24 protein-coding genes are annotated in these 22,239 nt (G+C 65.7%); 20 read left to right on the top strand and 4 right to left on the bottom strand.

Translation table 11 applies throughout. From position 1 onward, the window contains the following. Positions 1-42 precede the first annotated feature (42 nt). The 5 genes from AC51GT_RS12480 to mmsB all read left to right on the top strand — a co-directional run bounded on the left by AC51GT_RS12480 (position 43) and on the right by mmsB (position 4,376). The gene (locus tag AC51GT_RS12480) at positions 43-459 is read left to right on the top strand and encodes a toxin-antitoxin system YwqK family antitoxin (RefSeq protein ID WP_496323159.1); all 417 of its coding nucleotides are present in this window, start codon (positions 43-45) and stop codon (positions 457-459) included. A gap of 80 nt (positions 460-539) precedes the next feature. Further along, complete coding sequence (locus AC51GT_RS12475; RefSeq protein ID WP_496323160.1) at positions 540-701, top strand: DUF5302 domain-containing protein; 162 nt, start codon at positions 540-542, stop codon at positions 699-701. Between the two features lie 97 nt (positions 702-798). Then, complete coding sequence (locus AC51GT_RS12470) at positions 799-2,319, top strand: CoA-acylating methylmalonate-semialdehyde dehydrogenase (RefSeq protein WP_496328949.1); 1,521 nt, start codon at positions 799-801, stop codon at positions 2,317-2,319. A 9-nt stretch (positions 2,320-2,328) separates the two neighbouring features. Continuing rightward, the gene (locus tag AC51GT_RS12465; protein WP_496328948.1) at positions 2,329-3,510 is read left to right on the top strand and encodes an acyl-CoA dehydrogenase family protein; all 1,182 of its coding nucleotides are present in this window, start codon (positions 2,329-2,331) and stop codon (positions 3,508-3,510) included. Next, a complete protein-coding gene (mmsB, locus tag AC51GT_RS12460) occupies positions 3,507-4,376 on the top strand; it encodes a 3-hydroxyisobutyrate dehydrogenase (RefSeq protein WP_496328947.1) in 870 nt (289 codons plus the stop codon). The genes AC51GT_RS12465 and mmsB overlap by 4 nt, the downstream gene beginning before the upstream one ends. Before the next feature lie 164 nt (positions 4,377-4,540). Here mmsB and AC51GT_RS12455 read toward each other — a convergent pair whose 3' ends face one another. Continuing rightward, positions 4,541-5,044: a MarR family transcriptional regulator gene (locus tag AC51GT_RS12455; RefSeq protein WP_495514828.1), complete on the bottom strand. Its 504-nt coding sequence runs from the start codon at positions 5,042-5,044 to the stop codon at positions 4,541-4,543. Between the two features lie 151 nt (positions 5,045-5,195). Here AC51GT_RS12455 and AC51GT_RS12450 point away from each other — a divergent pair, with 151 nt between their 5' ends. The 6 genes from AC51GT_RS12450 to AC51GT_RS12425 all read left to right on the top strand — a co-directional run bounded on the left by AC51GT_RS12450 (position 5,196) and on the right by AC51GT_RS12425 (position 8,704). Next, on the top strand, positions 5,196-6,125 hold the full coding sequence (locus tag AC51GT_RS12450; RefSeq protein WP_496328946.1) for an AurF N-oxygenase family protein: 930 nt from the start codon (positions 5,196-5,198) through the stop codon (positions 6,123-6,125). After that, on the top strand, positions 6,122-6,868 hold the full coding sequence (locus AC51GT_RS12445) for a DUF4873 domain-containing protein (RefSeq protein WP_496328945.1): 747 nt from the start codon (positions 6,122-6,124) through the stop codon (positions 6,866-6,868). Before AC51GT_RS12450 ends, AC51GT_RS12445 begins: the two co-directional genes overlap by 4 nt. A 95-nt stretch (positions 6,869-6,963) precedes the next feature. Further along, complete coding sequence (locus tag AC51GT_RS12440; RefSeq protein WP_496323166.1) at positions 6,964-7,161, top strand: hypothetical protein; 198 nt, start codon at positions 6,964-6,966, stop codon at positions 7,159-7,161. Beyond that, positions 7,161-7,547, top strand: a complete 387-nt coding sequence (locus AC51GT_RS12435; protein ID WP_496328944.1) for an RNA-binding S4 domain-containing protein — start codon at positions 7,161-7,163, stop codon at positions 7,545-7,547. The genes AC51GT_RS12440 and AC51GT_RS12435 overlap by 1 nt, the downstream gene beginning before the upstream one ends. Positions 7,548-7,589: 42 nt before the next feature. Next, positions 7,590-8,153 (top strand): DUF3558 domain-containing protein, encoded by a 564-nt coding sequence (locus tag AC51GT_RS12430; RefSeq protein ID WP_496329098.1) that lies wholly within the window; start codon positions 7,590-7,592, stop codon positions 8,151-8,153. Continuing rightward, the gene (locus AC51GT_RS12425) at positions 8,150-8,704 is read left to right on the top strand and encodes a DUF3558 domain-containing protein (protein WP_496323168.1); all 555 of its coding nucleotides are present in this window, start codon (positions 8,150-8,152) and stop codon (positions 8,702-8,704) included. Before AC51GT_RS12430 ends, AC51GT_RS12425 begins: the two co-directional genes overlap by 4 nt. 11 nt (positions 8,705-8,715) lie before the next feature. Here the strand turns inward: AC51GT_RS12425 and AC51GT_RS12420 are convergent, their stop codons facing one another. Then, on the bottom strand, positions 8,716-9,525 hold the full coding sequence (locus AC51GT_RS12420) for an acyl-[acyl-carrier-protein] thioesterase (protein ID WP_496323169.1): 810 nt from the start codon (positions 9,523-9,525) through the stop codon (positions 8,716-8,718). A gap of 284 nt (positions 9,526-9,809) precedes the next feature. On the opposite strand from AC51GT_RS12420, the gene AC51GT_RS12415 reads away from it, so the two are divergent. From AC51GT_RS12415 to AC51GT_RS12400, 4 genes are all read left to right on the top strand, one after another. Beyond that, positions 9,810-11,528, top strand: coding sequence for an FAD-dependent oxidoreductase (locus AC51GT_RS12415; RefSeq protein WP_496323170.1), 1,719 nt, complete (start codon positions 9,810-9,812; stop codon positions 11,526-11,528). Positions 11,529-11,649: 121 nt separating this feature from the next. After that, positions 11,650-12,912, top strand: coding sequence for a glycosyltransferase family 4 protein (locus AC51GT_RS12410; RefSeq protein WP_496323171.1), 1,263 nt, complete (start codon positions 11,650-11,652; stop codon positions 12,910-12,912). Positions 12,913-12,921: 9 nt separating this feature from the next. After that, positions 12,922-13,635 (top strand): class I SAM-dependent methyltransferase, encoded by a 714-nt coding sequence (locus tag AC51GT_RS12405; RefSeq protein ID WP_496323172.1) that lies wholly within the window; start codon positions 12,922-12,924, stop codon positions 13,633-13,635. Positions 13,636-13,638: 3 nt separating this feature from the next. Continuing rightward, positions 13,639-14,769, top strand: coding sequence for a prenyltransferase (locus tag AC51GT_RS12400; RefSeq protein ID WP_496328943.1), 1,131 nt, complete (start codon positions 13,639-13,641; stop codon positions 14,767-14,769). Positions 14,770-14,805: 36 nt separating this feature from the next. On the opposite strand, the gene AC51GT_RS12395 is transcribed toward AC51GT_RS12400, so the two are convergent. After that, on the bottom strand, positions 14,806-15,681 hold the full coding sequence (locus tag AC51GT_RS12395; protein WP_496328942.1) for an aldo/keto reductase family oxidoreductase: 876 nt from the start codon (positions 15,679-15,681) through the stop codon (positions 14,806-14,808). A 134-nt stretch (positions 15,682-15,815) separates the two neighbouring features. Here AC51GT_RS12395 and AC51GT_RS12390 point away from each other — a divergent pair, with 134 nt between their 5' ends. Next, complete coding sequence (locus AC51GT_RS12390; RefSeq protein ID WP_496328941.1) at positions 15,816-16,238, top strand: winged helix-turn-helix transcriptional regulator; 423 nt, start codon at positions 15,816-15,818, stop codon at positions 16,236-16,238. Positions 16,239-16,283: 45 nt separating this feature from the next. On the opposite strand, the gene AC51GT_RS12385 is transcribed toward AC51GT_RS12390, so the two are convergent. After that, positions 16,284-17,549, bottom strand: a complete 1,266-nt coding sequence (locus AC51GT_RS12385) for a lipase family protein (RefSeq protein ID WP_496328940.1) — start codon at positions 17,547-17,549, stop codon at positions 16,284-16,286. 278 nt (positions 17,550-17,827) lie between these two features. On the opposite strand from AC51GT_RS12385, the gene AC51GT_RS12380 reads away from it, so the two are divergent. From AC51GT_RS12380 to AC51GT_RS12365, 4 genes are all read left to right on the top strand, one after another. Beyond that, positions 17,828-18,694, top strand: coding sequence for an LLM class F420-dependent oxidoreductase (locus AC51GT_RS12380; RefSeq protein WP_496328939.1), 867 nt, complete (start codon positions 17,828-17,830; stop codon positions 18,692-18,694). Between the two features lie 86 nt (positions 18,695-18,780). Next, the gene (locus AC51GT_RS12375) at positions 18,781-19,875 is read left to right on the top strand and encodes a TIGR03857 family LLM class F420-dependent oxidoreductase (RefSeq protein ID WP_496328938.1); all 1,095 of its coding nucleotides are present in this window, start codon (positions 18,781-18,783) and stop codon (positions 19,873-19,875) included. Then, a complete protein-coding gene (locus tag AC51GT_RS12370) occupies positions 19,872-20,930 on the top strand; it encodes a phosphotransferase family protein (RefSeq protein ID WP_496328937.1) in 1,059 nt (352 codons plus the stop codon). Before AC51GT_RS12375 ends, AC51GT_RS12370 begins: the two co-directional genes overlap by 4 nt. A 171-nt stretch (positions 20,931-21,101) precedes the next feature. Beyond that, a complete protein-coding gene (locus AC51GT_RS12365) occupies positions 21,102-22,184 on the top strand; it encodes a TauD/TfdA family dioxygenase (protein ID WP_496328936.1) in 1,083 nt (360 codons plus the stop codon). Positions 22,185-22,239 lie beyond the last annotated feature (55 nt).

The raw sequence follows: 22,239 nt of genomic DNA, 5'->3' as shown, positions 1-22,239 counted from the left end.
CGGTGGTCATGGACGACCCGTAACGCTCGGTAGCCTGGGTGGATGAAACCCGACGCCGGCCAGCAGCCCGAGAATGCCCGTGACCCGAAGGGCCACAAAACCGGACTGTGGCGCGAAGTCGACGCGCGAAAGGGCGATTCCGTCGGCAGTTACCACAACGGTCGTCGAGAAGGACTGTGGCGGTACTACTTTCGTGACGGCACAGTCCGTTGGGAGGCGAACTATCGTTTCGGCATCCTCCACGGCGAGAGCATCTGGTATCGGGAAAACGGAGGTCTGCTGCAAAAGGGGACCTTCGTCGACGGTGAGAAAACCGGTCTCTGGGAGCGATGGAGTCCCGAAGGGAACCTCATCGATCGCGGACATCGGGTAGATGGCAAGAAGACGGGGGAGTGGCAGTACTTCGCCGCGGACGGATCGGTGGAGCGCACCACGGTTCACCGGCCCCACTCGGGCTGAGCCGGACCGCAGGAAAATCGCCTGACATCGCATTCTGCGGTGGATAGGCTCGCAAGAGGACCCCAATGAAGGGATATGGCATGACTGCCGATTCAGAAACCAAACGCAAGTTCCGCGAAGCCCTCGAGCGCAAGAACCAGAAGGGCAAACTGGCGGAAGACCACAAGGACGCCGGCTCCAAAGCCGGTGGTCAGCACGGTCCGGAGGGTGGCCCGCACCAGTTCCGCCGCAAGACCGGGTAGTCCTTCCCGCAGGTCATCTACGAACCCTCGCATTACTAGGAAGTCCTAGTATATAGTGATCGAGACAACACGTTCGTAGATGACTTGTGAGGACCCCATGACCAGGCAAATCGAGCACTTCGTGGACGGCGCCCGCACCGCCGGAACCAGCGGCCGCACGGCTGATGTGATGAATCCCAGCACCGGCAAGGTGCAGGCCACCGTTCCCATGGCCAACCAGGCGGACATCTACGCCGCCGTCGCCAGTGCGGTGCAGGCGCAGAAGGTGTGGGCGGCGTGGAACCCGCAGCGTCGCGCTCGCGTGATGATGCGCTTCGTCGACCTCGTCAACCAGAACATGGACGAGCTCGCCGAGCTGCTGTCCATCGAGCACGGCAAGACCATCCCCGACGCCAAGGGCGACATCCAGCGCGGCGTCGAGGTCATCGAGTTCGCCATCGGCATCCCTCACCTGATCAAGGGTGAGTTCACCGAAGGCGCCGGCACCGGCATCGACGTGCACTCGGTTCGTCAGCCGCTCGGCGTGGTCGCCGGCATCACGCCGTTCAACTTCCCGGCGATGATCCCCCTGTGGAAGGCCGGCCCCGCGCTCGCCTGCGGCAACGCGTTCATCCTCAAGCCCTCCGAGCGCGACCCCTCGGTGCCGGTCCGCCTGGCCGAATTGTTCCTCGAGGCCGGTCTGCCCGCCGGTGTCTTCCAGGTCATCCACGGTGACAAGGAGGCCGTCGACGGCCTGTTGAACCACCAGGACGTCCAGGCCTTCGGCTTCGTCGGCAGCTCCGACATCGCGCAGTACATCTACTCCACCGCTGCGGCAAACGGTAAGCGCGCGCAATGCTTCGGTGGCGCCAAGAACCACATGATCATCCTTCCCGACGCCGACCTCGATCAGGTTGTCGACGCGCTGATCGGTGCCGGTTACGGCAGCGCCGGCGAGCGTTGCATGGCCATCTCGGTTGCCGTGCCGGTCGGTGAGGCCACCGCAAATCGCCTGCGCGAGAAGCTGATCGACAAGGTCAACGCTCTGCGCGTCGGCCACAGCCACGACATCAAGGCCGACTACGGCCCATTAATCACCAAGGCTGCCCTCGAGCGGGTGAAGGACTACATCCAGCAGGGTGTGGACGCCGGCGCCGAACTGGTCATCGACGGCCGCGAGCGCGCTGCCACCGACCTGACCTTCGACGGTGAGAGCCTGGAAGAGGGTTACTTCATCGGACCCACCCTCTTCGATCACGTGAAGAAGGATCAGACGATCTACACCGACGAGATCTTCGGACCCGTCGTCTGCATCGTCCGCGCGGCCGATTACGAAGAGGCACTGGCCCTTCCGACCGACCACGAGTACGGCAACGGTGTTGCGATCTTCACCCAGGACGGCGACGCCGCACGCGACTTCACCTCGCGGGTGCAGGTCGGCATGGTCGGCGTCAACGTGCCGATCCCGGTGCCGGTGGCCTACCACACCTTCGGTGGCTGGAAGCGTTCCGGATTCGGCGATCTCAATCAGCACGGAACCGCCTCGATCAACTTCTACACCAAGGTCAAGACGATCACGACCCGCTGGCCCTCGGGCATCAAGGATGGCGCCGAGTTCGTCATCCCGACGATGGACTGAGGCCGGTCGATGTCTGCTGAGACCTTTTCGCCGTTCGATCTGAGCGCGGACGACAAGGTCATCGTCGATACCGCGGCGGCCTTCGCGCGCAAGCGTCTGGAGCCCAGCGCCCTCGACTGGGATGAGCGCAAGCACTTCCCGGCGCAGGAACTGCGCGAGGCCGCCGAACTCGGCATGGCCGGGATCTACACGAGCGAGGACGTGGGTGGCAGTGGACTCCGTCGGATCGACGGTGTCCGGATCTTCGAAGAATTGGCCAAGGCCGATCCGACCACTGCCGCGTTCCTGTCGATCCACAACATGTGCACGTGGATGGTCGATTCCTACGGAACCGACGAGCAGCGCCAGAACTGGGCGTCGAAGATGGCTTCGATGGAGGCCATCGCGAGCTATTGTCTCACCGAGCCGGCCGCGGGAAGTGACGCTGCGGCGTTGCGTACCAAGGCCGTTCGGGACGGCGACCACTACATCCTCGACGGGGTGAAGCAGTTCATCTCCGGTGGTGGCGTCTCCGACGTGTACATCATCATGGCCCGCACGGGTGTCGAAGGGCCACGCGGCATCTCGACGTTCATCGTGCCGTCGGACACCCCGGGCCTGTCCTTCGGTGTGAACGAGCAGAAGATGGGCTGGAACGCTCAGCCCACCGCGCAGGTGATCATGGAGGGTGCCCGGGTGCCGGCCGCCAATCTTCTCGGTGGAGAAGAAGGCAAGGGATTCGGCATCGCGATGAACGGTCTGAACGGGGGCCGGATCAACATCGCGGCCTGTTCGCTCGGTGGGGCGCAGGCGGCCTACAACAAGGCGATCACCTACGTCTCGGACCGGGAAGCCTTCGGCGGCAAGCTGATCAACGAACCGACCATCCGGTTCACGCTCGCCGACATGGCCACCTCACTCGAGACGTCGCGGCTCATCCTCTGGAAGGCCGCCGGCGCGCTCGACGCCGACCATCCGGACAAGGTTGAGCTGTGTGCGATGGCCAAGCGCTACGTCACCGACACGTGCTTCGAGGTCGCCGACCAGGCGCTGCAGTTGCACGGTGGGTACGGGTACCTGAAGGAATACGGTCTGGAGAAAATCGTCCGTGACCTCCGGGTGAACCGAATACTGGAAGGCACCAACGAGATCATGCGGGTTGTGATCGGCCGGGCAGAGGCCGACAAGTCGACAAAGGGGCAATACCTATGAGCACTATCGCGTTTCTCGGTCTGGGCCACATGGGCGGACCCATGGCCAAGAACCTGGTCAAGGCCGGACACACCGTGCACGGTTTCGATCCGTCGCCGGAGGCGTCCGCGGCCGCCACCGCCAACGGCATCGAGGTGTTCGCCGGCGGGATCGAGGCGGTGGCCGACGCCGACGTCGTGATCACGATGCTGCCGCACGGCAAGGCCGTCGTCGACTGCTACTCGCAGATCCTGCCCGGTACCAAAACCGGTGCGCTGCTCATCGATTCCTCGACGATCTCGGTCGAGGAGGCCCGCGCGGTGCATCAGCAGGCGGCCGACCACGGATTCGCGCAGCTCGACGCGCCGGTCTCCGGTGGTGTCAAGGGTGCGGATGCCGGCACATTGGCCTTCATGGTCGGTGGCAGCGACGAAGCCTTCGTGGCCGCACAGAGCATCCTGGATCCGATGGCGAGCAAGGTGATCCACTGCGGTGGGTCGGGCGCGGGGCAGGCTGCGAAGGTCTGCAACAACATGGTGCTCGCCGTGCAGCAGATCGCGATCGGTGAGGCGTTCGTACTCGCCGAGAAGCTGGGCCTGGAAGCTCAGGCGCTCTTCGACGTGATCACCGGCGCCACCGGGAACTGCTGGGCGGTCCACACCAATTGTCCAGTGCCCGGACCGGTTCCGACATCACCGGCGAACAACGACTTCAAGCCCGGGTTCGCCACCGCTCTGATGAACAAGGACCTCGGCCTGGCCATGGCCGCGGTCGAGTCGACCGGTGCGATCGCCCCGCTGGGTGAGCATGCCGCGACGCTGTATGCCGATTACGCAACCGAGCATGGCGCCAAGGACTTCAGCGCCATCATCGAAACCCTGCGCTGATCGATCTCGCACCACCACTTCGCTCACCGAACTCACACCCGCGCCGTCTGCAGACCGCGCGGGCGTGAGAACGGTGAGCGAAGTTGTGCCCTCACCCTCGGGCCTCGGCCACCACTCTCGGAGCCCTCACGAGTATGGGTTCGAGGAGAGCTCGGCATCCATCGTCAGATGTCGCCGGAGTGCTTGCGTACCGCGTTGATGGATTTGACCAGTGAATTGGCCTGGGACTCGGTCATCCCGACGTCGCCGAAGACCTCGCGGTTGAGCGCCAGGGTTGCTTCTTCGACCGTCTCGCGCCCGGAATCGGTGATCTCGACGAGTGTGGTGCGGCGGTCCGTCGGGTGCGGTACGCGGCGGACCATGCCGGCCTCCTCGAGGCGGCGGATCGCATGGGTCACCGATGTCACGTGCACCTGGAGACGGTCGCTGGCCTTGGTGATCGGTAGTGCGCCTCGCCGGCTGAACGCGAGCAGACGCAGCAGTTCGAATCGCGAGAAGCTCAGTCCCCACGGCTTGAGAACGGACTCGACCCGGGCGAGCAGGATCTGATGGACCCGCATCACCGATGTCACGGCCTGCATGCCGACGGCCACGTCACCCCATCCGGCCGCCTCCCAGTTCCGTCGAGCCTCGGCGATGGGGTCGTCGTCTGGGAAGTCGCTGGGCATCCCCCTATTCAACAGCAGGGCCCACGCGCGGCCCGGTAGGTGCCGTCCCCCAACGTCGCCACTGGTTTATGTGACAGTGACCATTGACACATTGTGAGGTGGCGAATAGCGTCGGGTTCAGCGAACCGCTACCCCGCCATCAGGAGGCCCGATGTCAGCGCCAGCCCGATCCCGTTCCGCAGCCCAGAAATCCGAGGCGTCCGGTGGTCGTGAAGCGATCGCCGCGAGATTGCTCAGCGGTTCGGTCAAGCGGTCGTACTCACCGGTCGTCGACCTCGACTGGGATGCGCCCCTCGACCCGGACAAGTATTTTCTGCCCCCGCGGATCTGCAGCCTGTACGGCACCGACCTGTGGAACACCCTCACCACCGAGCAGCGGATCGAGGTGTCCCGGCAGGAGCTCGCAAACATCCTCTCGATCGGCATCTGGTTCGAGAACCTGCTCAATCGGTCTCTGCTGCAACGACTTCTGAAACAGGATCCGGCGTCGTCGGTCAGTCACTACGCCCTGACCGAGATGGGTGACGAATGCCGCCACATGGTGATGTTCGGGCGCGCCATCGAACGCAGCGGCGCCCGCTCCTACGGCATGGCCGGGTGGGAACGAATGATCATGCTGGTGCTTCCCTTCGGATTGCGGGGTTCGCTGATGTGGGTCGCCGCGCTGGTCGGCGAGGAGATTTTCGACGCCCTACAGCGGGAGATGCTGGACGACCCCGAGCTGCAACCGCTGGTCTCGCGGCTGATGCGTATCCACGTCACCGAAGAGTCGCGGCACATCGGTTTCGCCAGGGACGGCATTGTCCGCCGCCGCAGCACCCGCGGACGCTGGGAGCGGTTCGTGGCCGCGAACCTGCACGGACTGGCCGCGATGCGGTTCAAGTACCTCTTCACCAACCCGGCCATGTACGCACGGGCGGGTCTGGACAAACGCGAGGCCACCCGGGCTGCCCGCAGCAATCCGAACTTTCACCAGATGCAGCGGCTCGGGTTCGCCGACCTCGCGCAGTTCCTCGAGGACAACGGTCTGATGACCCGGTTCTCCCGAGGCGCGTGGCGCAAGGCCGGGTTCCTCGGATGAGCGGGCCACGCGTGGGCCTGATCGGCGCGGGACCGGTGATGTCGGCGATGGCGGAGCGTCTGCGCCGATCGCAGTTCGACATCGCGGTCACGGACGTGGCGGCGGTCGGGGAGTTCGACGCCACGAGCGACCTCTGGGACGACGAGAACCACAGCCGGATCCTGATCACCTCGAATGTGGCGCCCGACGACAACTACCTCGGCGTGGTCAGCAGCCGGCAGGCCAACCTCTTCCACGTCGATGCTTCCTCCGTCGACTACATCGGGGCGGCCATCGACGAACTGGCAACATCCGGTTCGAGCCGGGTGCAGGTGCGGGTGCCGATCGAACGGTCCTGGCTCGGGTACGTCCGGGCCAACGGCGGTGAGCGCAAACGATCCCGTGAACTCCGGCGTTTCGATCCCTTCGACTACGACTTCAGCTCCGCCGACATCCGGGATGAGGGCGTCTACGACGGGCCGGCGCAGATCGGCCACGAGGACGAGCAGCTCGTCGCCCGGATCCGGGTCCAGGGCTACCTCGACCCGCTCGACGGCCAATACCACTGGGCCGGAATCGTCTTCGGTGAACAGGCCCGCGCGCTCAAGGACGCCCGGGTCAGCGCGGTGGAGGTCGCGGTCGATTCCGCCGAACCGGTACCGGCGCGCCTCGCGGAGGTCACGCCGTGGGGCACCGTGCGGATCACCGGCGTCGGAGCACCGCCGTATCGGCTCGATGACGCCGAACTCCTCGTCCGTGGCTGAACCGCCCCCTCGATCGGATGTTCCTCGCACCGGGTGATCCTCCGTAGACTGGGCTGCGTGCGACTGCCGAGGTCGCGCCCGGTCGAGGAGGAGCCATGGCCAAAGAAATCGACAGAGCCCGCACCCGGGCGATGAAACAGACCGTCGCCGCGCATCCGGGGATGGTGTTGTTCGCCCTGGCCCCCGCGGTGATCGTCTTCGGGGTCCTGTGGATCATCACCAACTTCTGGATAGCCCTGATCGTCGGGGTCATCGCCGGCGGCGCCACCCTCTGGAAACTGCTCAGTAACTGATGCCCGGCGCGCAACCGAGCACCAGGGTCGACAGCTGGATCTGGTCGGTCCGGCTGACCAAGACCCGGTCGGCCGCCGCATCCGCCTGTCGCGGTGGCCACGTCAAGGTCAACGGAACCCCGGCCAAGCCGGCACAACACGTGGCGGTCGGCGACGAGATCCGGATCCGGGTCGCCGGTCGCGATCGGATCGTGGAGGTCGCCCGGGTCGTGTCCAAACGGGTCGGTCCACCGGTTGCGGCGGAGTGCTTCATCGACCACAGCCCACCTCCACCACCCAAGGAACTGCTCGCCTCGCTGCCCCGGCGGGATCGGGGGACCGGCCGTCCCACCAAACGCGAACGGCGCGAGACGGACCGGCTGCTCGGTCGAGAAGATGTCAGCTGATCAGGCCGACGGCACGAACACTTCTCTACACTGCAATCTGTGATGACCTCGGCGCGCAGGAATCGGATCGGGGCGGTGACGCTGGCGGCGTTCGCGGCGATGCTCATGATGGTGGGTTGCTCCGATGACAACTCCGCCGACACCGACCGGACAACCAGGGCGGACGCACCCACCGGTAAGGCCGGCCAGGGCCCGTTCTTCGGTGAATGTGGCGGTGTCACCACCGAAGACGTCGCCGCGGTCTCCAAGATCGCCGGTCTGACGAACACGATCAACAACCCATCGGTGTGCGAATGGGTCACTGCCCAAGAGCAACTCGGGCCGCAGCTGTCGTTCAACTGGTATCGCGGCAGCCCGATCGGCCGCGAACGTGCCACCATCCAGCTCTCCCGCGACGTGATCGAGGACATCACCATCGACGGGCACAGCGGGTTCATCGGATCGAGCGAGGGTATCTGCGAGATCGGTATCGAATTCGGTGCCGACTTCTTCGAGTGGTCCGTCACCTACGGCCTCCAGTCGCCGGGGCAGGCGTATCCGAGCCGGGCCGAGATCTGTGAGGTGGCCAAGACGCTGGCCACCCGATCGATCGAGAACGCCACATGACCCGCCGCGGGGTCGCACCGCTCGTGATGGCCGTGCTGGCTGCGGTCGCGCTGCTCGCGGGCTGTACCCGGGCAGTGGACGGGGACGCCACCGCAATCGGCGGCGGTGGTGGCACCGCCGACGGGAACGTCGACACCGACGACTACAAACGGCTGCTCTACGAGTGCGAGATCATCGCGCCGGAATCCATCGCGAACGCCGTCGGCGGCACGCTCGCCGAACCGAGTTTCTTCGGTGCGATCTGCCGGTGGACGGTCAACGGCCCGGTCGTCACCGAGGTCACGTTCAACTGGTTCGAATGGGGCGACATCGAGGTCGAGAAGTCGACGGCCAAAGAACTCGGCTACACCACCGAGAACGTGAAGGTCGCCAGCGTCACCGCGTTCACGCAGGTGAACCCGGCCCGTCCGGCATCATGCGGGATCACCGCCCGGGCGCCCGGCGGCGGGATCTACACCTGGTTCGTCGAGCCACGCAGCACCACACCGATCGGCGATCCCTGTGCGGCGCCGACCAAGTTGATGGAAATACTGCTCGGCGGCGGCCAGTGATGCGGCAGTGATCAGGCGGGACGCTTGGTGATGGTGACGGTCGCGGCCACCTGGTCGCCGTCGATCAGCCACAGCCGGAGCTGATCATCTTCGCGGCGGCGCCGGATCGTCACCGTCGCTCCGGGCTGGATGGCACGCAGATATTCGATGACGACGCGATGCGGGCCCTTGAGAAGGTCCTCGTGGTCGAGCAGTTCGTCTTCGACCACGGCGAAGTACGCGGCGTTGTTCAGATGCTTGAACGGATCGAAGTCGGTCGCCCGGAGCGTATGTGGCCGGTCGGTCGCCGACGGCTCGGGCGCGGTGGCGGTGTTCATCGACTTCCACCGCAGTCGATGCTCGTCGGTCGAGCGGCTCAGCAGTTCGAACGCCTCGTCGGTCAGCCGTGAGGGCATTCCCTGGTCGTTGACGTTGATCCAGAACGCCTCGGTCTCGATGAGGCCGTCTTCGCGAGGTTCCGGGTTGAACCGATTGGTCTCGTGGGTCGAGGTGACCCGCACCCGCATGTTGGTCCAGCGGGTCGACAACGCGCCGCACCAGCGCTCCAGTTTCACGTTCGCCGGCCAGGAGATGGGCCGGATCACGTCGATCACCGTGCGCCGGACGATCCAGAACGGATCGGACACGTGGAAGTCGGTCGCCTCGAGGTTGTCGTTGGCCACGTCCTGGAGATAACGAGTCAAACCGTCGAACCGCAATCGCATCGACTGGTCGACATCACCCGTCCGGACCCGGTAATTCGATTCGAAATGACGGGCGCCGGCCTTGATATCCGGCAGCTCGATGGGGTTCAGTGCAGCGTCGATCGGCGAATCCGGCATTTCGGGTCCTTTCGTTTTCCGTCGCGGCAACCGGGGCGCCTGCGAAGCTCGACACCAGGATCGCAGCATATGGGCTTCTCGTAATCGGGCGGGTGGCATTACCTTTGTGGGACCGGCGTAACAGAAGCTGTCGCAAGATGACCTCTGACACGTCTACTCGGTCGCGGGGACTGAAGAGAAACTCCTCGTCGCGGCCCGGTAGTTGGCGGCCGGGCGAATACAGGGTAAAAATTGGAACAGGTTCCATTTTTTGGAACGACGAGAGTAGTCGAGGTAGGGGCCGTATGGCACACGTGATCACGCAGCCTTGTTGCAACGATGCCAGTTGCATCAGCGTCTGTCCGGTGAACTGCATTCACCCGACGCCGGATGAGCCGGAGTTCGCCACTGCGGAGATGTTGTACATCGATCCGGACACATGCATCGACTGTGGTGCATGCATCGACGAGTGCCCGGTGGAGGCGATCTTCCCGGACGATGCGCTCGATGAGGGCCAGGAGCGCTACCTCCAGATCAACGCGGATTACTACACCGACCACGATGTGTCGGGTGGGCTGGTGGCCCCGCGTAAGAAGCCGCCGCTACCGGCCGACAAAGAGCTCCACGTCGCGATCATCGGGGCCGGGCCTGCCGCCTTCTATGCGGCCGAGGAACTGGTTCGGCACAGCTCGATCCGGGTCGACATGTTCGATCGCCTTCCGACCCCGTACGGCCTGGTGCGCGCCGGTGTCGCCCCGGACCATCCGTCCACCAAGGGTGTCGAGAAGACCTTCGCGTCCACCGCGGCCAAGCGGACCTTCGAGTACTACCTCAATGTCGAGGTCGGTAAGCATCTCGATCACAACGACCTGACCGACCACTACGGCGCCGTCATCTACGCACACGGTGCCTCGACGGACAAGCATCTGGGCATCGACGGCGAGGATCTGCCCGGCAGCATTGCCGCGACCGATTTCGTGGCCTGGTACAACGGCCACCCCGACTACGCCGATCGCGACTTCGACCTCTCCGCGGAGCGGGTGGTCGTGGTGGGCAACGGCAACGTCGCCCTCGACGTGGCCCGGATCCTGCTGGACAGCCCCGACAAGCTCGCCAAGACCGATATCGCCGACCACGCCCTGGAGAAGCTGCGCAGCAGTAATGTCTCCGAGGTCGTGATCCTGGGCCGTCGCGGTGTGGCACAGGGCGCGTACACCAACTCGGAGTTCCTCGCGATGGGCGACATGGACGGGGTCGACGTGATCATCGATCCCGACGAGCTCGTGCTCGATGCGGCCAACCAGGCTGCCCGCGACGCCGGAACCCTCGACTCGACGATCGCCACCAAGGTGCGGATCGCCGAGGAGTTCGCGGCGCGCGTACCGACCGAGGGAAACAAGCGGGTGGTGTTCCGATATCTGGTGTCGCCGCTGGCCATCAAGGGCTCGAGTGAGGGGGTCGAGACGGTCCGTTGCGCCCGCAACGAGTTCGTGAACGCCCCGGACGAGTCGGCGGACAACTCCGGCGACGCGCCACGGCCGGCATCGAGCCGGGTGGCGATCAGGCCCACGGGTGAAGAGTTCGATCTGCCTGCCGGTGTGGTGATGCGGGCGATCGGTTACACCGGTCTGCCGCTGCAGGGGGTGCCGTTCGACGGCGGTCAGGGCGTGGTGCCCAACACCGGCGGCCGGGTGCTCGAATCGCCCGGCGGTGATCGGGTCGAGGGCGTGTACGTCACCGGCTGGATCAAGCGCGGGGCCACGGGCGGGATCGGCATGAACCGGCTGTGTGGTCAGGAGACCGCGCTGGCCGTCATCGCCGACTTCACCGAGGGCAAACTGTCCGACCCGGTGAAATCGCGGGAGGAGATCCCCGCACTGATCGCGGAGCGGGGTGCCGACCGGATCGATGGCGCCGGCTGGAAGAAGATAGATCTCGCCGAACGCACCGCGGGCAAAGAAGCAGGACGACGACGGATCAAGCTCGTCAGCATCGAGGCCATGGAGGCTGCCGCCAAGGCCTAGGCAACCGATGTGGGGCCGGCCGGATGAATCCGGCCGGCCCCGGCAGTGTTCTGTCGAACCAGCAGGGCACGTTCTCCGACGGATACGGTTACGGCCACCAGGCCCGGCACGAAAGGTCACAATGCGCGTAGCACTGCTGTCTTACCGAAGTAAGCCTCATTGTGGTGGACAGGGCGTGTACGTGCGTCATCTGTCACGGGAACTCGCCCTGCTCGGACATCAGGTCGAGGTCTTCTCGGGCCAGCCGTACCCCGACCTGGATGACAAGGCGATCGCCGCGGGCGTCACGCTCACGAAGGTGCCCAGCCTGGATCTCTACAACGACGTCAATCCGTTCCGGACACCGTGGCCGTGGGAGATCAAGAGCTGGATCGACGCCCTCGAGGTGCTGACGATGTGGACCGCGGGATTCCCCGAGCCACTGACCTTCAGTTTGCGTGCCGCCCGGCTCCTGCGACGTCGGACCGACGATTTCGACGTCGTCCACGACAACCAGTGTCTGGGCTACGGGCTGTTGCAGATCGAGCGCGACGGATTGCCGGTCCTGGCGACCATTCACCACCCGATCACCCGGGACCGGGAGCTCGCGGTGAAGGCGGCGAAGGGGTGGCGCAAGATCACCGCGCGACGCTGGCACGGCTTCCTGGCGATGCAGGGCCGCGTGGCCCGCCGGATTCCGCGCCTGCTCACGGTGTCCCGCAGCAGCGAGGTCGACATCCGCAAGGCCTTCGGCATCCCCGAAGGCCGGCTGACGACGATCCCGCTCGGGGTCGACACCGAGCAATTCCGGCCCGGGGCGCAGCGCGTGCCCGGCCGCATCGTGTGTGTCGCCAGTGCCGACGCCCCGCTCAAGGGCGTGTCCTACCTACTCGAAGCGGTCGCGAAGCTGCGCGCCGAACGACACGTCGAGCTCAAGCTGGTCTCCAAGCTGGTCCCCGGCGGACCGTCGGACACCCGGATCGACGAGCTCGCGATCCGTGATTCGGTCGAGGTCGTCTCGGGCCTGGACGACGACGAGCTCGCGGCGTTGCTCGCCTCGGCCGAAGTCGCCTGCGTGCCGTCCCTGTACGAGGGATTCTCGTTGCCCGCGGTCGAGGCGATGAGCTGCGGGACCCCGTTGGTGGCCACCCGCGCCGGTGCGATCCCCGAGGTGGTCGGGGAGGCGGAAGAGGCGGCGATCTTGGTGCCGCCGATGGATTCGGGCGCTTTGGCAACCGCTTTGGGGTCGCTGCTCGGCAACAAGGAACTACGGGATCGTCTCGGCGCCGGTGGTCGCGCCCGGGTCGAGGACCGGTACAGTTGGTCGGCCGTTGCCGCCAAGACCGCTCAGAATTATCAGCAGGCGATCGATGAGTTCAACCAGTCAGAAACGTTCGGGCACTAGGGGGCAGCGATGTTAACCGTTGATTTTGATCGACTCGGGGTCGGAGCGGGTTGCAAGGCGATCGACATCGGGGCCGGGCAGGGACGGCACTCGTTCGAGATGTTCCGGCGTGGTGCCGACGTGATCGCCTTCGACCAGTCGGAGAGCGACATGGCCGCGGTCGCGGAGATGTTCGACGCCATGATCGCCGAGGGCCAGGTTCCGGCCTCGTCCAAGGCGCGCGCCGAAGTCGGTGACGCACTGCGGCTTCCGTACGCCGACGGCGAGTTCGATGTGGTCCTGATGTCGGAGATCCTCGAACACATCCCGGACGACACGGACGCCATCGCGGAGATGGCGCGCATCCTCAAGCCCGGTGGTCTGGCCGCGGTGACGGTCCCGCGGTACTGGCCGGAGAAGGTGTGCTGGGCGTTCTCCGACGAATACCACGCCAACGAGGGCGGGCACATCCGGATCTACAAGGCATCCGAACTCGCCGGCAAACTGCGTGATGCCGGACTCGAGGTGACCGGAACAGGCCATGCCCACGCACTGCACGCGCCGTACTGGTGGCTCAAATGTGCAGTGGGCGTGGAGAAGAACGACAACCCGCTGGTGAAGGCCTACCACAAGCTCCTGGTGTGGGACATGATGAGCGCGCCGAAGCTGACCCGGGTGGGGGAGCAGATCCTGAACCCGGTGATCGGCAAGAGCGTGATCCTGTACCTACAGAAGCCGGCCTGATCCATGGCCGACCTGCCGAACCTGACGGACGCGCCGGACCTCGACCACCTGCCGAACCTCGCCGGCATCCTGACCGTCGACGAATGGCTGGCGACGGGCCGGGCCATCGCCGCGATGCAGGAACCGACGGGTGCGCTGCCGTGGTTCCCGGGTGGACAGACAGACCCGTGGGACCACATCGAGTCGGCGATGGCGCTGTCCGCCACCGGATTGATCCCCGAGGCGGAGGCGGCCTACGAGTGGTCCCGGCGGTTGCAGCGGGAAGACGGTTCCTGGCCGATCCGGCTGGTGGCGGGGGAGGTGACCGACGCCAACACCGACAGCAATTTCTGCGCGTACATAGCCGTCGGCGTCTGGCATCACTACCTGATCACCGGGGACGTCCGCTTCCTGGAGCGGATGTGGCCGACGGTGTCGGCGGCCATCGACCTGGTGGCCGCCTTCCAGGCACCCGGCGGCGAATTCTATTGGGGTGCCACCCATCCGTTACCGACGCAGACCGGTGCCCACGAGGGGATGTACCACAGCGCGCTGATCACCGGCAACGCCAGTATCCATCAGTCACTCGGTTGCGCGATCATGATCGGCAACGAACTGTGCCGGCCGGTCGATGACTGGGAGACCGCACTGCTGGCCCTGGGCCATGCGCTGCGGAGCCATCCGGAACTGTTCGAGCCCAAGCCCGAATACTCGATGGACTGGTATTACCCGGTGCTCGGTGGTGCGATCCGTGGTCGCGCCGGACAGGAACTGATCGCGGCGCGGTGGCACGACTTCGTGGTCACCGACCTGGGTATCCGCTGTGTCGATCATCGGCCGTGGGTGACCGGTGCCGAGACCTGTGAACTGGTACTCGCGCTGGATGCGTTGGGCGACACCGCCGATGCCACCCTGCTGTTGGGTGACATGCAACATCTGCGTGATCCCGACGGCTCGTACTGGACCGGGCTGGTGTTCGCCGACGGCAAACGCTGGCCGGTGGAGAAGAGCTGCTGGACCTCGGCTGCGGTGGTGCTCGCGGCCGATGCACTGAGCCGGACCACCCCCGGCAACGGGATCTTCCGCGACGCCGATCAGGTGGCGGCCCGCATCGGTGTGACCGATTCGGGCGGGTGTGGTTGCGCCACTGCATGATGCGGGTTCGGCTGTCCGCGGCGCGGCGCGGTGCGGTCATCGGCATCCGATGGTGTCCAGCTCGGCGAGGTCGTCATCGGACAGTGTGAGCCCGGCACCGACGATGTTCTCGCGTAGGTGCGCGATCGACGACGTGCCGGGGATCAGCAGGATGTTCGGTGATCTGTCCAGCAGCCAGGCCAGGGCAACCGACATCGGACTCGCGTCGAGCCGGGTGGCCACGGCGGAGAGCGCGGATGACTGGAGCGGGCTGAACCCACCGAGCGGGAAGAACGGTACGTAGGCGATGCGCTGCGCGGCGAGCCGGTCGATCAGCTCGTCGTCCCGGCGGTGGGCGAGGTTGTACATGTTCTGTACGCACACGATCGGTCCGATGCCCTGTGCTTCGGCAACCTGCTCGGCGGTGACGTTGCTCAAACCGAGGTGACGGATGAGGCCGTCGCGCTGCAGGTCGACGAGCGTCGTGAACGCTTCACCGACCGGGCCCGCCGCCGGCCCCTCGGCGGTGCCGAGTCGGAGGTTCACCAGATCCAGGGTCTGCAGGCCGAGCGATTCGAGGTTCTCCTCGACCTGACGACGCAGCTGCTCCGGCTCTCGTGCCGTCGGCCAGCCACCCTGATCGTCGCGCTGCGCACCGACTTTCGTCACGACGTGCAGCGAGTCCGGGTAGGGGTGCAGTGCTTCGCGGATCAGTTGGTTGGTGATCCGCGGTCCGTAGGCGTCACTGGTGTCGATATGGGTGATCCCCAGACCGACGACCTCGCGCAGGACGGCGATCGCGCCGTCGGGATCGGCGGGCGGGCCCATGACCCACGGGCCGGCGAGTTGCATTGCGCCGTAGCCGAAGCGGGTGACGGTCAGATCGCCGAGCGTCCAGGTGCCACCGGGCAGTGTTGGGGACAGCGTGCTCATATGTCTGCATCTTTCGGGTCGATCGCGCGTTGGCGCCGGCCGGCGCCCCTACTTCACGATCGTCCGGTAGCTTCCCCTTGGGAAGTGGGCACTTTCAAGTGCCTTGGTTACCTGGGGGTGAGATGGAGGAGACGATGACCACGACGACGGCGGCACAGCAACGAGCACAGGCCAAGCTCGAATACGACGCATTCCTGGATGTGTGTCCCAGCCGCAAACTGCTCGATCGGCTCTCCGACAAATGGGTCACCCTGATCCTGTGTGCCCTCGGCGGCGGCAACGGTTCCGACGACCCCCGTCCGATGCGTTTCTCGGAACTGTCCCGGGCGCTGGCCGGCGTCAGTCAGAAGATGCTCACGCAGACACTGCGTTCGCTGGAGCGCGACGGCTTCATCACGCGGACCGTCACCGCCACCGTCCCCGTCACGGTCTCCTACGAACTCACCGATCTCGGTCTGTCACTGCGTCACCTGATGCGCGGCCTGAAGAACTGGGCCGAGACGCACATGGACGAGGTGGACGAGAGCCGCGCGGCATACGACGCCCGCACGGCCTGACGGCCCGTCCAGCGCGTACTCGATCAGTTGAACTGGCAGCCGGACTCAGTTGAACTGGCAGCCCGACAAGGGCTTTCCGGCAAACCGGTCGAGCAGGTAGTCGACGCCGCCGCCGGGCAGTACGCCGTCGGTGATCATCGGCAGTGCGTGGTTGGCCGCGGTGCCGGACAGGATCGGTGGGATCCCGTTGCTGCGGAACTCCACCGTTGCGCCCTGATCGCACCAGCTCCGGGCCATCCGCCGGGCCTGTGCGTAGGGGATGACGTCGTCGTCGAGGCCGTTGGTCACCAGCACCGGGGAGGTCGGCTTGAGTTTGCCGATCTCCTGGTCCTCGAGAATCGCCAGGGCCGCCGGGATCTCCTTCAGGTTGTCGAGCATCGACCGGCCGTCCTTCGTCAGGTCCGAGGTCGACAGGAACGGATGATTCAGGATGCTGTCACCGATGCACTCGGTGGAGATCTGCTTCAGGACACCCCGGCCGTGCGCGGTGACCCGACCGTCGACGATCTCGGCAAGCTCCGAGTTGCGTTCGACGAAACCGTTCAGCGCGTAGCCGATCGCCCCGGCGATGAGGTTCTCGTCGATTGCGGGCAGGACATCGAGCAGGTCCGCGGGCGGTGCGCCGGCGAAGGTTCCCTTGACGTTCAGCTCCGGCGCGTAGACCGGTTGGAGTTCGGCAGCCGATGCGGCCGCGCCGCCGCCCTGCGAGTAGCCCCAGAAGGCGACGGGGGCGTCCGGGTCATCGCCCAGTGAGAGCGCGGCCCGGGCGCCGTCGAGTATCGCGTGTGCTCCCTCGGCCCGGTTGACATAGGTGTGCACCCCGGGTGTGCCGAGCCCGATGTAGTCGGTCATGAAGACCCGGGCACCCTCGGCCAGCCAGCGGTCGGCGGCGATCACCTCGTAGTTGATCGACGCGGAGAGAGGATCGTCCGTCACGCGCAGGGCGGTGGAGAAGTTCCGGGAGGGTGCGCATTGGTCGCCCTGGCCGACGGTGCCCGGACCGATGACGATCGTCGGCCGGTCGCCTTCGCCCCGCCAGGGGGCTGCCGGTTCGACGAAGCTGCCGGTGACCGCGGTGGGGGTCCCGTCCTGCAGCGCGGAGGTGTACATGATCCGCTGTCCCTCGCCCGGCCACGAGCCGCTGCGGCCGGGAATCGAGGCGTAGAGCGGCATCGACTGGGTCTTGAGCACGGTCCCGGCGTCAGCGGTGATGTCGGCAGGCGGCGTGTAGAACCCGCCGAAGATGTCAGGTTCGGCCTCGGCCACCGCGGTCGCCCCCGCGACCTGCACCAATCCTGCAATCGCAACCATCGATATCAACCGTGATATCCGCATTCATCGCCCCCATCGGCGTTCTGTCGGCGGCATTACCCGCCGGTAACTTCTGTGAGTCGGGACGTTATCAGAGCGGGGTGTGGTGGCGGGCACACGGATGTACTAAGTCTTGCTAACTGTTGGTTTGCCGGCCGCCGCGAATGGCGCACGGCAAATCTGGAACGTGTTATATTTCTGAAGTTCGCCGGACTGGTGTCCAGTCACTCGTCCACATCGCTTCGGTACGTCGGATTCTCCGCGGAAAGGCTGCAACCATGGACTTCGGGATCGTCCAGTTCACGAGCGATCGAGGCCTTGCGCCATCGGTGCTCGCGCCGCTCATCGAGGAGGCGGGGTTCGATGCGTACTTCGTTCCCGAGCACAGCCACATCCCCACCCGGCGCGACGCGGCACATCCGCAGACCGGTGACTCGTCCCTGCCCGACGACCGCTACATGCGCACGCTCGACCCCTGGGTGTCGCTGAGCGGCGCGGCCGCGGTGACCTCGCGGGTCCGGCTCGGTACCGCCGTGGCCCTGCCCGTGCAGTCCGACCCGCTGACGCTCGCCAAGAGCATCGCCACCCTCGATCATCTCTCCGGCGGCCGGGTGACCCTCGGCGTCGGCTTCGGTTGGAACCTCGACGAACTCGGTGATCACCACGTGCCGCCCAAGCGTCGGCGGACGATGCTGCGCGAGTACATCGAGGCGATGCGCGCGCTCTGGTCGCAGGAGGAAGCCGAGTACAGCGGGGAGTTCGTCAACTTCGGGCCCTCGTGGGCCTGGCCCAAGACCGTCCAGCAACCCGGCCCGCCGGTGCTCGTCGGCGCCTCGGGCAACGAGAAGAACTTCAAATGGATCGCCCGTAGTGCGGACGGCTGGATCACCACACCGGGGGAGCAGGACATCGAGGGTTCGGTGAGGCTGCTGCAACAGATCTGGGCCGACGCCGGTCGCGAGGGTGCGCCGCAGATCGTCGTCCTCGACTTCAAGCCGGTGGCCGAGAAACTCGACCAGTGGCGCGAACTCGGCGTCACCACCGTCCTGTACGGCGTGCCCGACGATAATGTGGAGAAGGCGGGTGCCTACCTGGCAAAGCTCGCAGGCAAGCTGGGCCTGGTCCAGCCCTCGACCGTGCCCTGAATCCGCCGAACGTGCCCATATCACCGTCGAGCGTGCCAAAGTAGCCGTAGCCCAGGGGAATTCACACAACATCAAGGACGCTGCAGATGGATGCTCACGTCGATCTTCCGGAACTCGGTTGTTATGGACTGGCCGGGCACGCGAACAGTCCTCGTGATCTGCTCGGCGAGGTCGAGCTCGCCGAACGGCTGGGCATCGGGTCGATCTTCCTCTCCGAGCGGTTCAACACCAAGGACGCCGCCGTCATGGCCGGAGCGGCGGGGGCGGTCAGTGAGAAGATCGGAATCGCCTCGGCGGCAACCAATCACAACACCCGCCATCCGCTGGTCACCGCGACGATGGCGACCACCCTGCATCGGTTGACCGGTGGCCGATATGCGCTGGGTCTGGGGCGCGGTTTCGACATGCTCTTCGACGTGATGGGCCTGCCCCGGGTGACCTCGGCGCAGTTGGAGGACGTGGTCGGGATCTACCGCACACTCTGGTCTGGTGGTGCGGTGGCCGGTCACGACGGTCCGGCGGGCAAGTATCCGTTCCTCATGCAGGATGCGTCCTTCGACGAGGACATCCCGATCATGATGGTGGCGATCGGGGAGAAAACCCTCAAGCTGGCCGGCCGAATCGCCGATGGCGTTGTGTTGCATACCTTTTTCAGCGACGAGACGTTGCACAACGCGGTGCAGACGATCCGGAAGGCGGCTGCCGAATCGGGGCGCGACCCGGCATCGGTGCGGATCTGGTCGGTGCTGGCGACGGTCGAGGATTCCATCCCGGAGGAACTGCGACTACGCAAACTCGTCGGCCGGATGGCGACGTACCTGCAGGGTTACGGCCAGGTGCTGGTCGAGATGAACGGTTGGGATCAAGCCGATCTCGACCGATTCCGGGGCGACGAGTTCGTGCAGAACTTCGCCGGGGCCTTCGATGCGGTCGGGACCGTCGACGATCTGAATCGGGTGGCCGAACTGCTCCCGGAGCACTGGCTCGCCGCGTCCGCGACCGGCAGTGCCGCCCGGTGTGCAGCCCGGATCGCGGATCAATTCGATTGCGGTGCCGACGGAGTCATCATGCACGGCGCCACGCCGACCGAGCTCGGCCCGGTGGTCGACGCCTGGCGCTCGGTCCGTCCGGCCGGCCGGTTTGATGCGCTGCCGGCCAATCCCGGACGGGCAGCCTCATGACCGGGGTGAGCGCGCCCATCGTCACCTCACCCGATGAGCTGACCACCGAGTGGCTCTCGGCCATACTCGGGGCGAACGTCGAGACCGTCGCGGCCACGCCTGTCGGGACCGGTCAGATCGGGACCTGTTACCGGCTGGAACTGAGCGGAACGGCTGTGCCGCAGCGACTTCTTGCGAAGCTGCCCGCCGCGGATCCGGCGACCCGGGAGATGCTGTCCGGCGTCTACCGGTCCGAGGCCCGCTTCTACACCGACCTCGCATCGACCGTCGCTGTGAGGAGTCCGCACTGTCACTACGCGGCGATCTCCGACAGCGGCGCAGATTTCACCCTGTTGCTCGAGGACATGAGCCCGTCGAAGCAGGGTGATCAGCTCGCGGGATGTTCGGTGGCCCAGGCCCGTGACGCGGTGGTCAACCTCGCCGGGCTCCATGGCCCGCGGTGGTGTGATCCCACGCTGCTCGACGTCGACGGGCTCTCGGTCAACGGACCCGACGACGCGAAGCTGCTCGCCGAACTGTACGGTCCGGCCACCGACATCTTCATCGACGCACTGGGCGACATGATCTCGGTCGATGACCGTTCGACGCTGCGGGATTGTGTTGAGGTGGCGCAGGTGTGGGCGTGCGGCCGGGCGCAGCGGTTCGCGCTTGTCCATGGCGACTACCGGCTCGACAACCTGCTCTTCCCTCCCGATGGCGGCCGGGGCGTGGTCGCCATCGATTGGCAGACCCTGAGTCTGGCCCTGCCCGCGCGCGATCTGGCCTATTTCATCGGCACCAGCCTGACGCCGGACCTTCGACGCGAACACGAATCCGGCCTCGTCGCGGGCTACCACCGGGCGCTGACCGACCACGGCGTGACGGAGTACGGCATCGACGATTGCTGGGATGACTATCGATTCGCGATGATCCAGGGCCCGCTGATCTCGGTGTTCGGATGCGCCTACGGCACCCGGACCGACCGCGGCGACGCCATGTTCGCGGCGATGGTCTCGCGGTCGTGTGCGGCGATTCGAGATCTCGACACCCTGACGTCGGCGCGCGCGGCGCACTGAATCCGAGCGGGCGGCGAGCTCGGTGTGTTACCACCGAGGAACGCCGCGGTTAACGCTGCGATGCCCGATTGACAGCCCTTCGACACCTTGGCACTATCGCATAGTGCGAGATGACGTTCCGCAATGTCGCGCGGGCGCCGCTCCGGCTGACATCAATCCGAAGGATCACAGATGACAACTCGAATTCTGGCGCCGATCACCGGCCCGAGTGCCTGGCGCGGCGACGAGCTCATGAAGACGGATGAATGGATCTACCGGCTCTCGGACGCCGAGCGGATCGAGCTCGAAGAGGTCGGCCGGGCGTTCGTCGCCGACGATCCGGATCTTCGCACCGTGACGGCGCAGCAGTATCCGTTACCGGTGTGCGCCAAGGCGATCGAGGTCTTCGGCACCGCGATGGACTCGGGTCGTGGTTTTGTTCTGGTGCGGGGTCTGCGTACCGATGAGTACGGAGACGCGGTCGCCGGGGCGATCTTCTTCGTGATGGGCCTGCACCTTGGGTTGCCCATGAAGCAGAACGAGTCCGGCAATCTGATCGACCATGTGATCGCGACCTCGGACAAGACGTGGTCGGATCCCACTGCGCTGCCATCGCGGGTGCGTGACCGGCTGCCCTTCCACTCGGACAGTTCGGACGTCGTTGCATTGATGTGTCTGCGCGGTTCGAAGTCCGGTGGCGCGAGCAGCCTGGTCAGTGGCACCACGATCTATAACGAGATCCTCGAGCGCAGGCCAGATCTGGCACCGCTGCTGTTCGAGGACTGGTACTGGGACTGGCGCCGGCAGGATCCTGACGCGCCGGCGAAGTTCTACGTGAGCCCGATCGTGAGCCATGTCGACGGAGTCTTCTCCACCTATGCCGGCAGTTCGATCATCTTCACCGCGCAGGACTACCCTGAGGTGCCGCGGTTGACCCCGGCCCAGATCGAACTGCTCAAGCTGTACGACGAGATCACGCAGGAACCGGGTCTGGCGATCGACATGGACTTTCAGCCCGGCGACGTGCAATGGCTGCTCAATTACGCTGCGCTGCATTCCCGTACTTCGTTCGAGGACCATCCCGAACCGGAACGCCGACGTCATCTGCTGCGGCTATGGCTCAAGCGTGACGTCGGTCGTCCGCTGGTCCCGGGATTCGGCAAGAATGTTGTGCAAGGTCGTGATGAGCAGCGCGAAGGAGCCGACACCGAGGTGGCGAGCCGCGTGAAGCACATCGCCGAAGCCGTTTTCCCCGACCTTGATCGGGGTGCCTGACCACGTCGAGAACCGTGATCTCGCCACCGAAGGGTGCCCATCCGGATGTCCGGAT

Source organism: Williamsia sp. z34 (assembly GCF_059553395.1).
Note: the sequence above shows the minus strand (reverse complement) of the source record. Positions and strands in the feature narration are given on the sequence as shown.

Coding starts and splice junctions, on each gene's coding strand:
- AC51GT_RS12445 (WP_496328945.1), top strand. CDS start 6,122: ATGAGCGGGCCACGCGTGGGCCTGATCGGCGCGGGACCGGTGATGTCG.
- AC51GT_RS12380 (WP_496328939.1), top strand. CDS start 17,828: ATGGACTTCGGGATCGTCCAGTTCACGAGCGATCGAGGCCTTGCGCCA.
- AC51GT_RS12480 (WP_496323159.1), top strand. CDS start 43: ATGAAACCCGACGCCGGCCAGCAGCCCGAGAATGCCCGTGACCCGAAG.
- AC51GT_RS12415 (WP_496323170.1), top strand. CDS start 9,810: ATGGCACACGTGATCACGCAGCCTTGTTGCAACGATGCCAGTTGCATC.
- AC51GT_RS12430 (WP_496329098.1), top strand. CDS start 7,590: ATGACCTCGGCGCGCAGGAATCGGATCGGGGCGGTGACGCTGGCGGCG.
- AC51GT_RS12385 (WP_496328940.1), bottom strand. CDS start 17,549: ATGGTTGCGATTGCAGGATTGGTGCAGGTCGCGGGGGCGACCGCGGTG.
- mmsB (WP_496328947.1), top strand. CDS start 3,507: ATGAGCACTATCGCGTTTCTCGGTCTGGGCCACATGGGCGGACCCATG.
- AC51GT_RS12370 (WP_496328937.1), top strand. CDS start 19,872: ATGACCGGGGTGAGCGCGCCCATCGTCACCTCACCCGATGAGCTGACC.
- AC51GT_RS12390 (WP_496328941.1), top strand. CDS start 15,816: ATGACCACGACGACGGCGGCACAGCAACGAGCACAGGCCAAGCTCGAA.
- AC51GT_RS12420 (WP_496323169.1), bottom strand. CDS start 9,525: ATGCCGGATTCGCCGATCGACGCTGCACTGAACCCCATCGAGCTGCCG.
- AC51GT_RS12470 (WP_496328949.1), top strand. CDS start 799: ATGACCAGGCAAATCGAGCACTTCGTGGACGGCGCCCGCACCGCCGGA.
- AC51GT_RS12425 (WP_496323168.1), top strand. CDS start 8,150: ATGACCCGCCGCGGGGTCGCACCGCTCGTGATGGCCGTGCTGGCTGCG.
- AC51GT_RS12395 (WP_496328942.1), bottom strand. CDS start 15,681: ATGAGCACGCTGTCCCCAACACTGCCCGGTGGCACCTGGACGCTCGGC.
- AC51GT_RS12435 (WP_496328944.1), top strand. CDS start 7,161: ATGCCCGGCGCGCAACCGAGCACCAGGGTCGACAGCTGGATCTGGTCG.
- AC51GT_RS12375 (WP_496328938.1), top strand. CDS start 18,781: ATGGATGCTCACGTCGATCTTCCGGAACTCGGTTGTTATGGACTGGCC.
- AC51GT_RS12405 (WP_496323172.1), top strand. CDS start 12,922: ATGTTAACCGTTGATTTTGATCGACTCGGGGTCGGAGCGGGTTGCAAG.
- AC51GT_RS12475 (WP_496323160.1), top strand. CDS start 540: ATGACTGCCGATTCAGAAACCAAACGCAAGTTCCGCGAAGCCCTCGAG.
- AC51GT_RS12400 (WP_496328943.1), top strand. CDS start 13,639: ATGGCCGACCTGCCGAACCTGACGGACGCGCCGGACCTCGACCACCTG.
- AC51GT_RS12365 (WP_496328936.1), top strand. CDS start 21,102: ATGACAACTCGAATTCTGGCGCCGATCACCGGCCCGAGTGCCTGGCGC.
- AC51GT_RS12440 (WP_496323166.1), top strand. CDS start 6,964: ATGGCCAAAGAAATCGACAGAGCCCGCACCCGGGCGATGAAACAGACC.
- AC51GT_RS12450 (WP_496328946.1), top strand. CDS start 5,196: ATGTCAGCGCCAGCCCGATCCCGTTCCGCAGCCCAGAAATCCGAGGCG.
- AC51GT_RS12455 (WP_495514828.1), bottom strand. CDS start 5,044: ATGCCCAGCGACTTCCCAGACGACGACCCCATCGCCGAGGCTCGACGG.
- AC51GT_RS12465 (WP_496328948.1), top strand. CDS start 2,329: ATGTCTGCTGAGACCTTTTCGCCGTTCGATCTGAGCGCGGACGACAAG.
- AC51GT_RS12410 (WP_496323171.1), top strand. CDS start 11,650: ATGCGCGTAGCACTGCTGTCTTACCGAAGTAAGCCTCATTGTGGTGGA.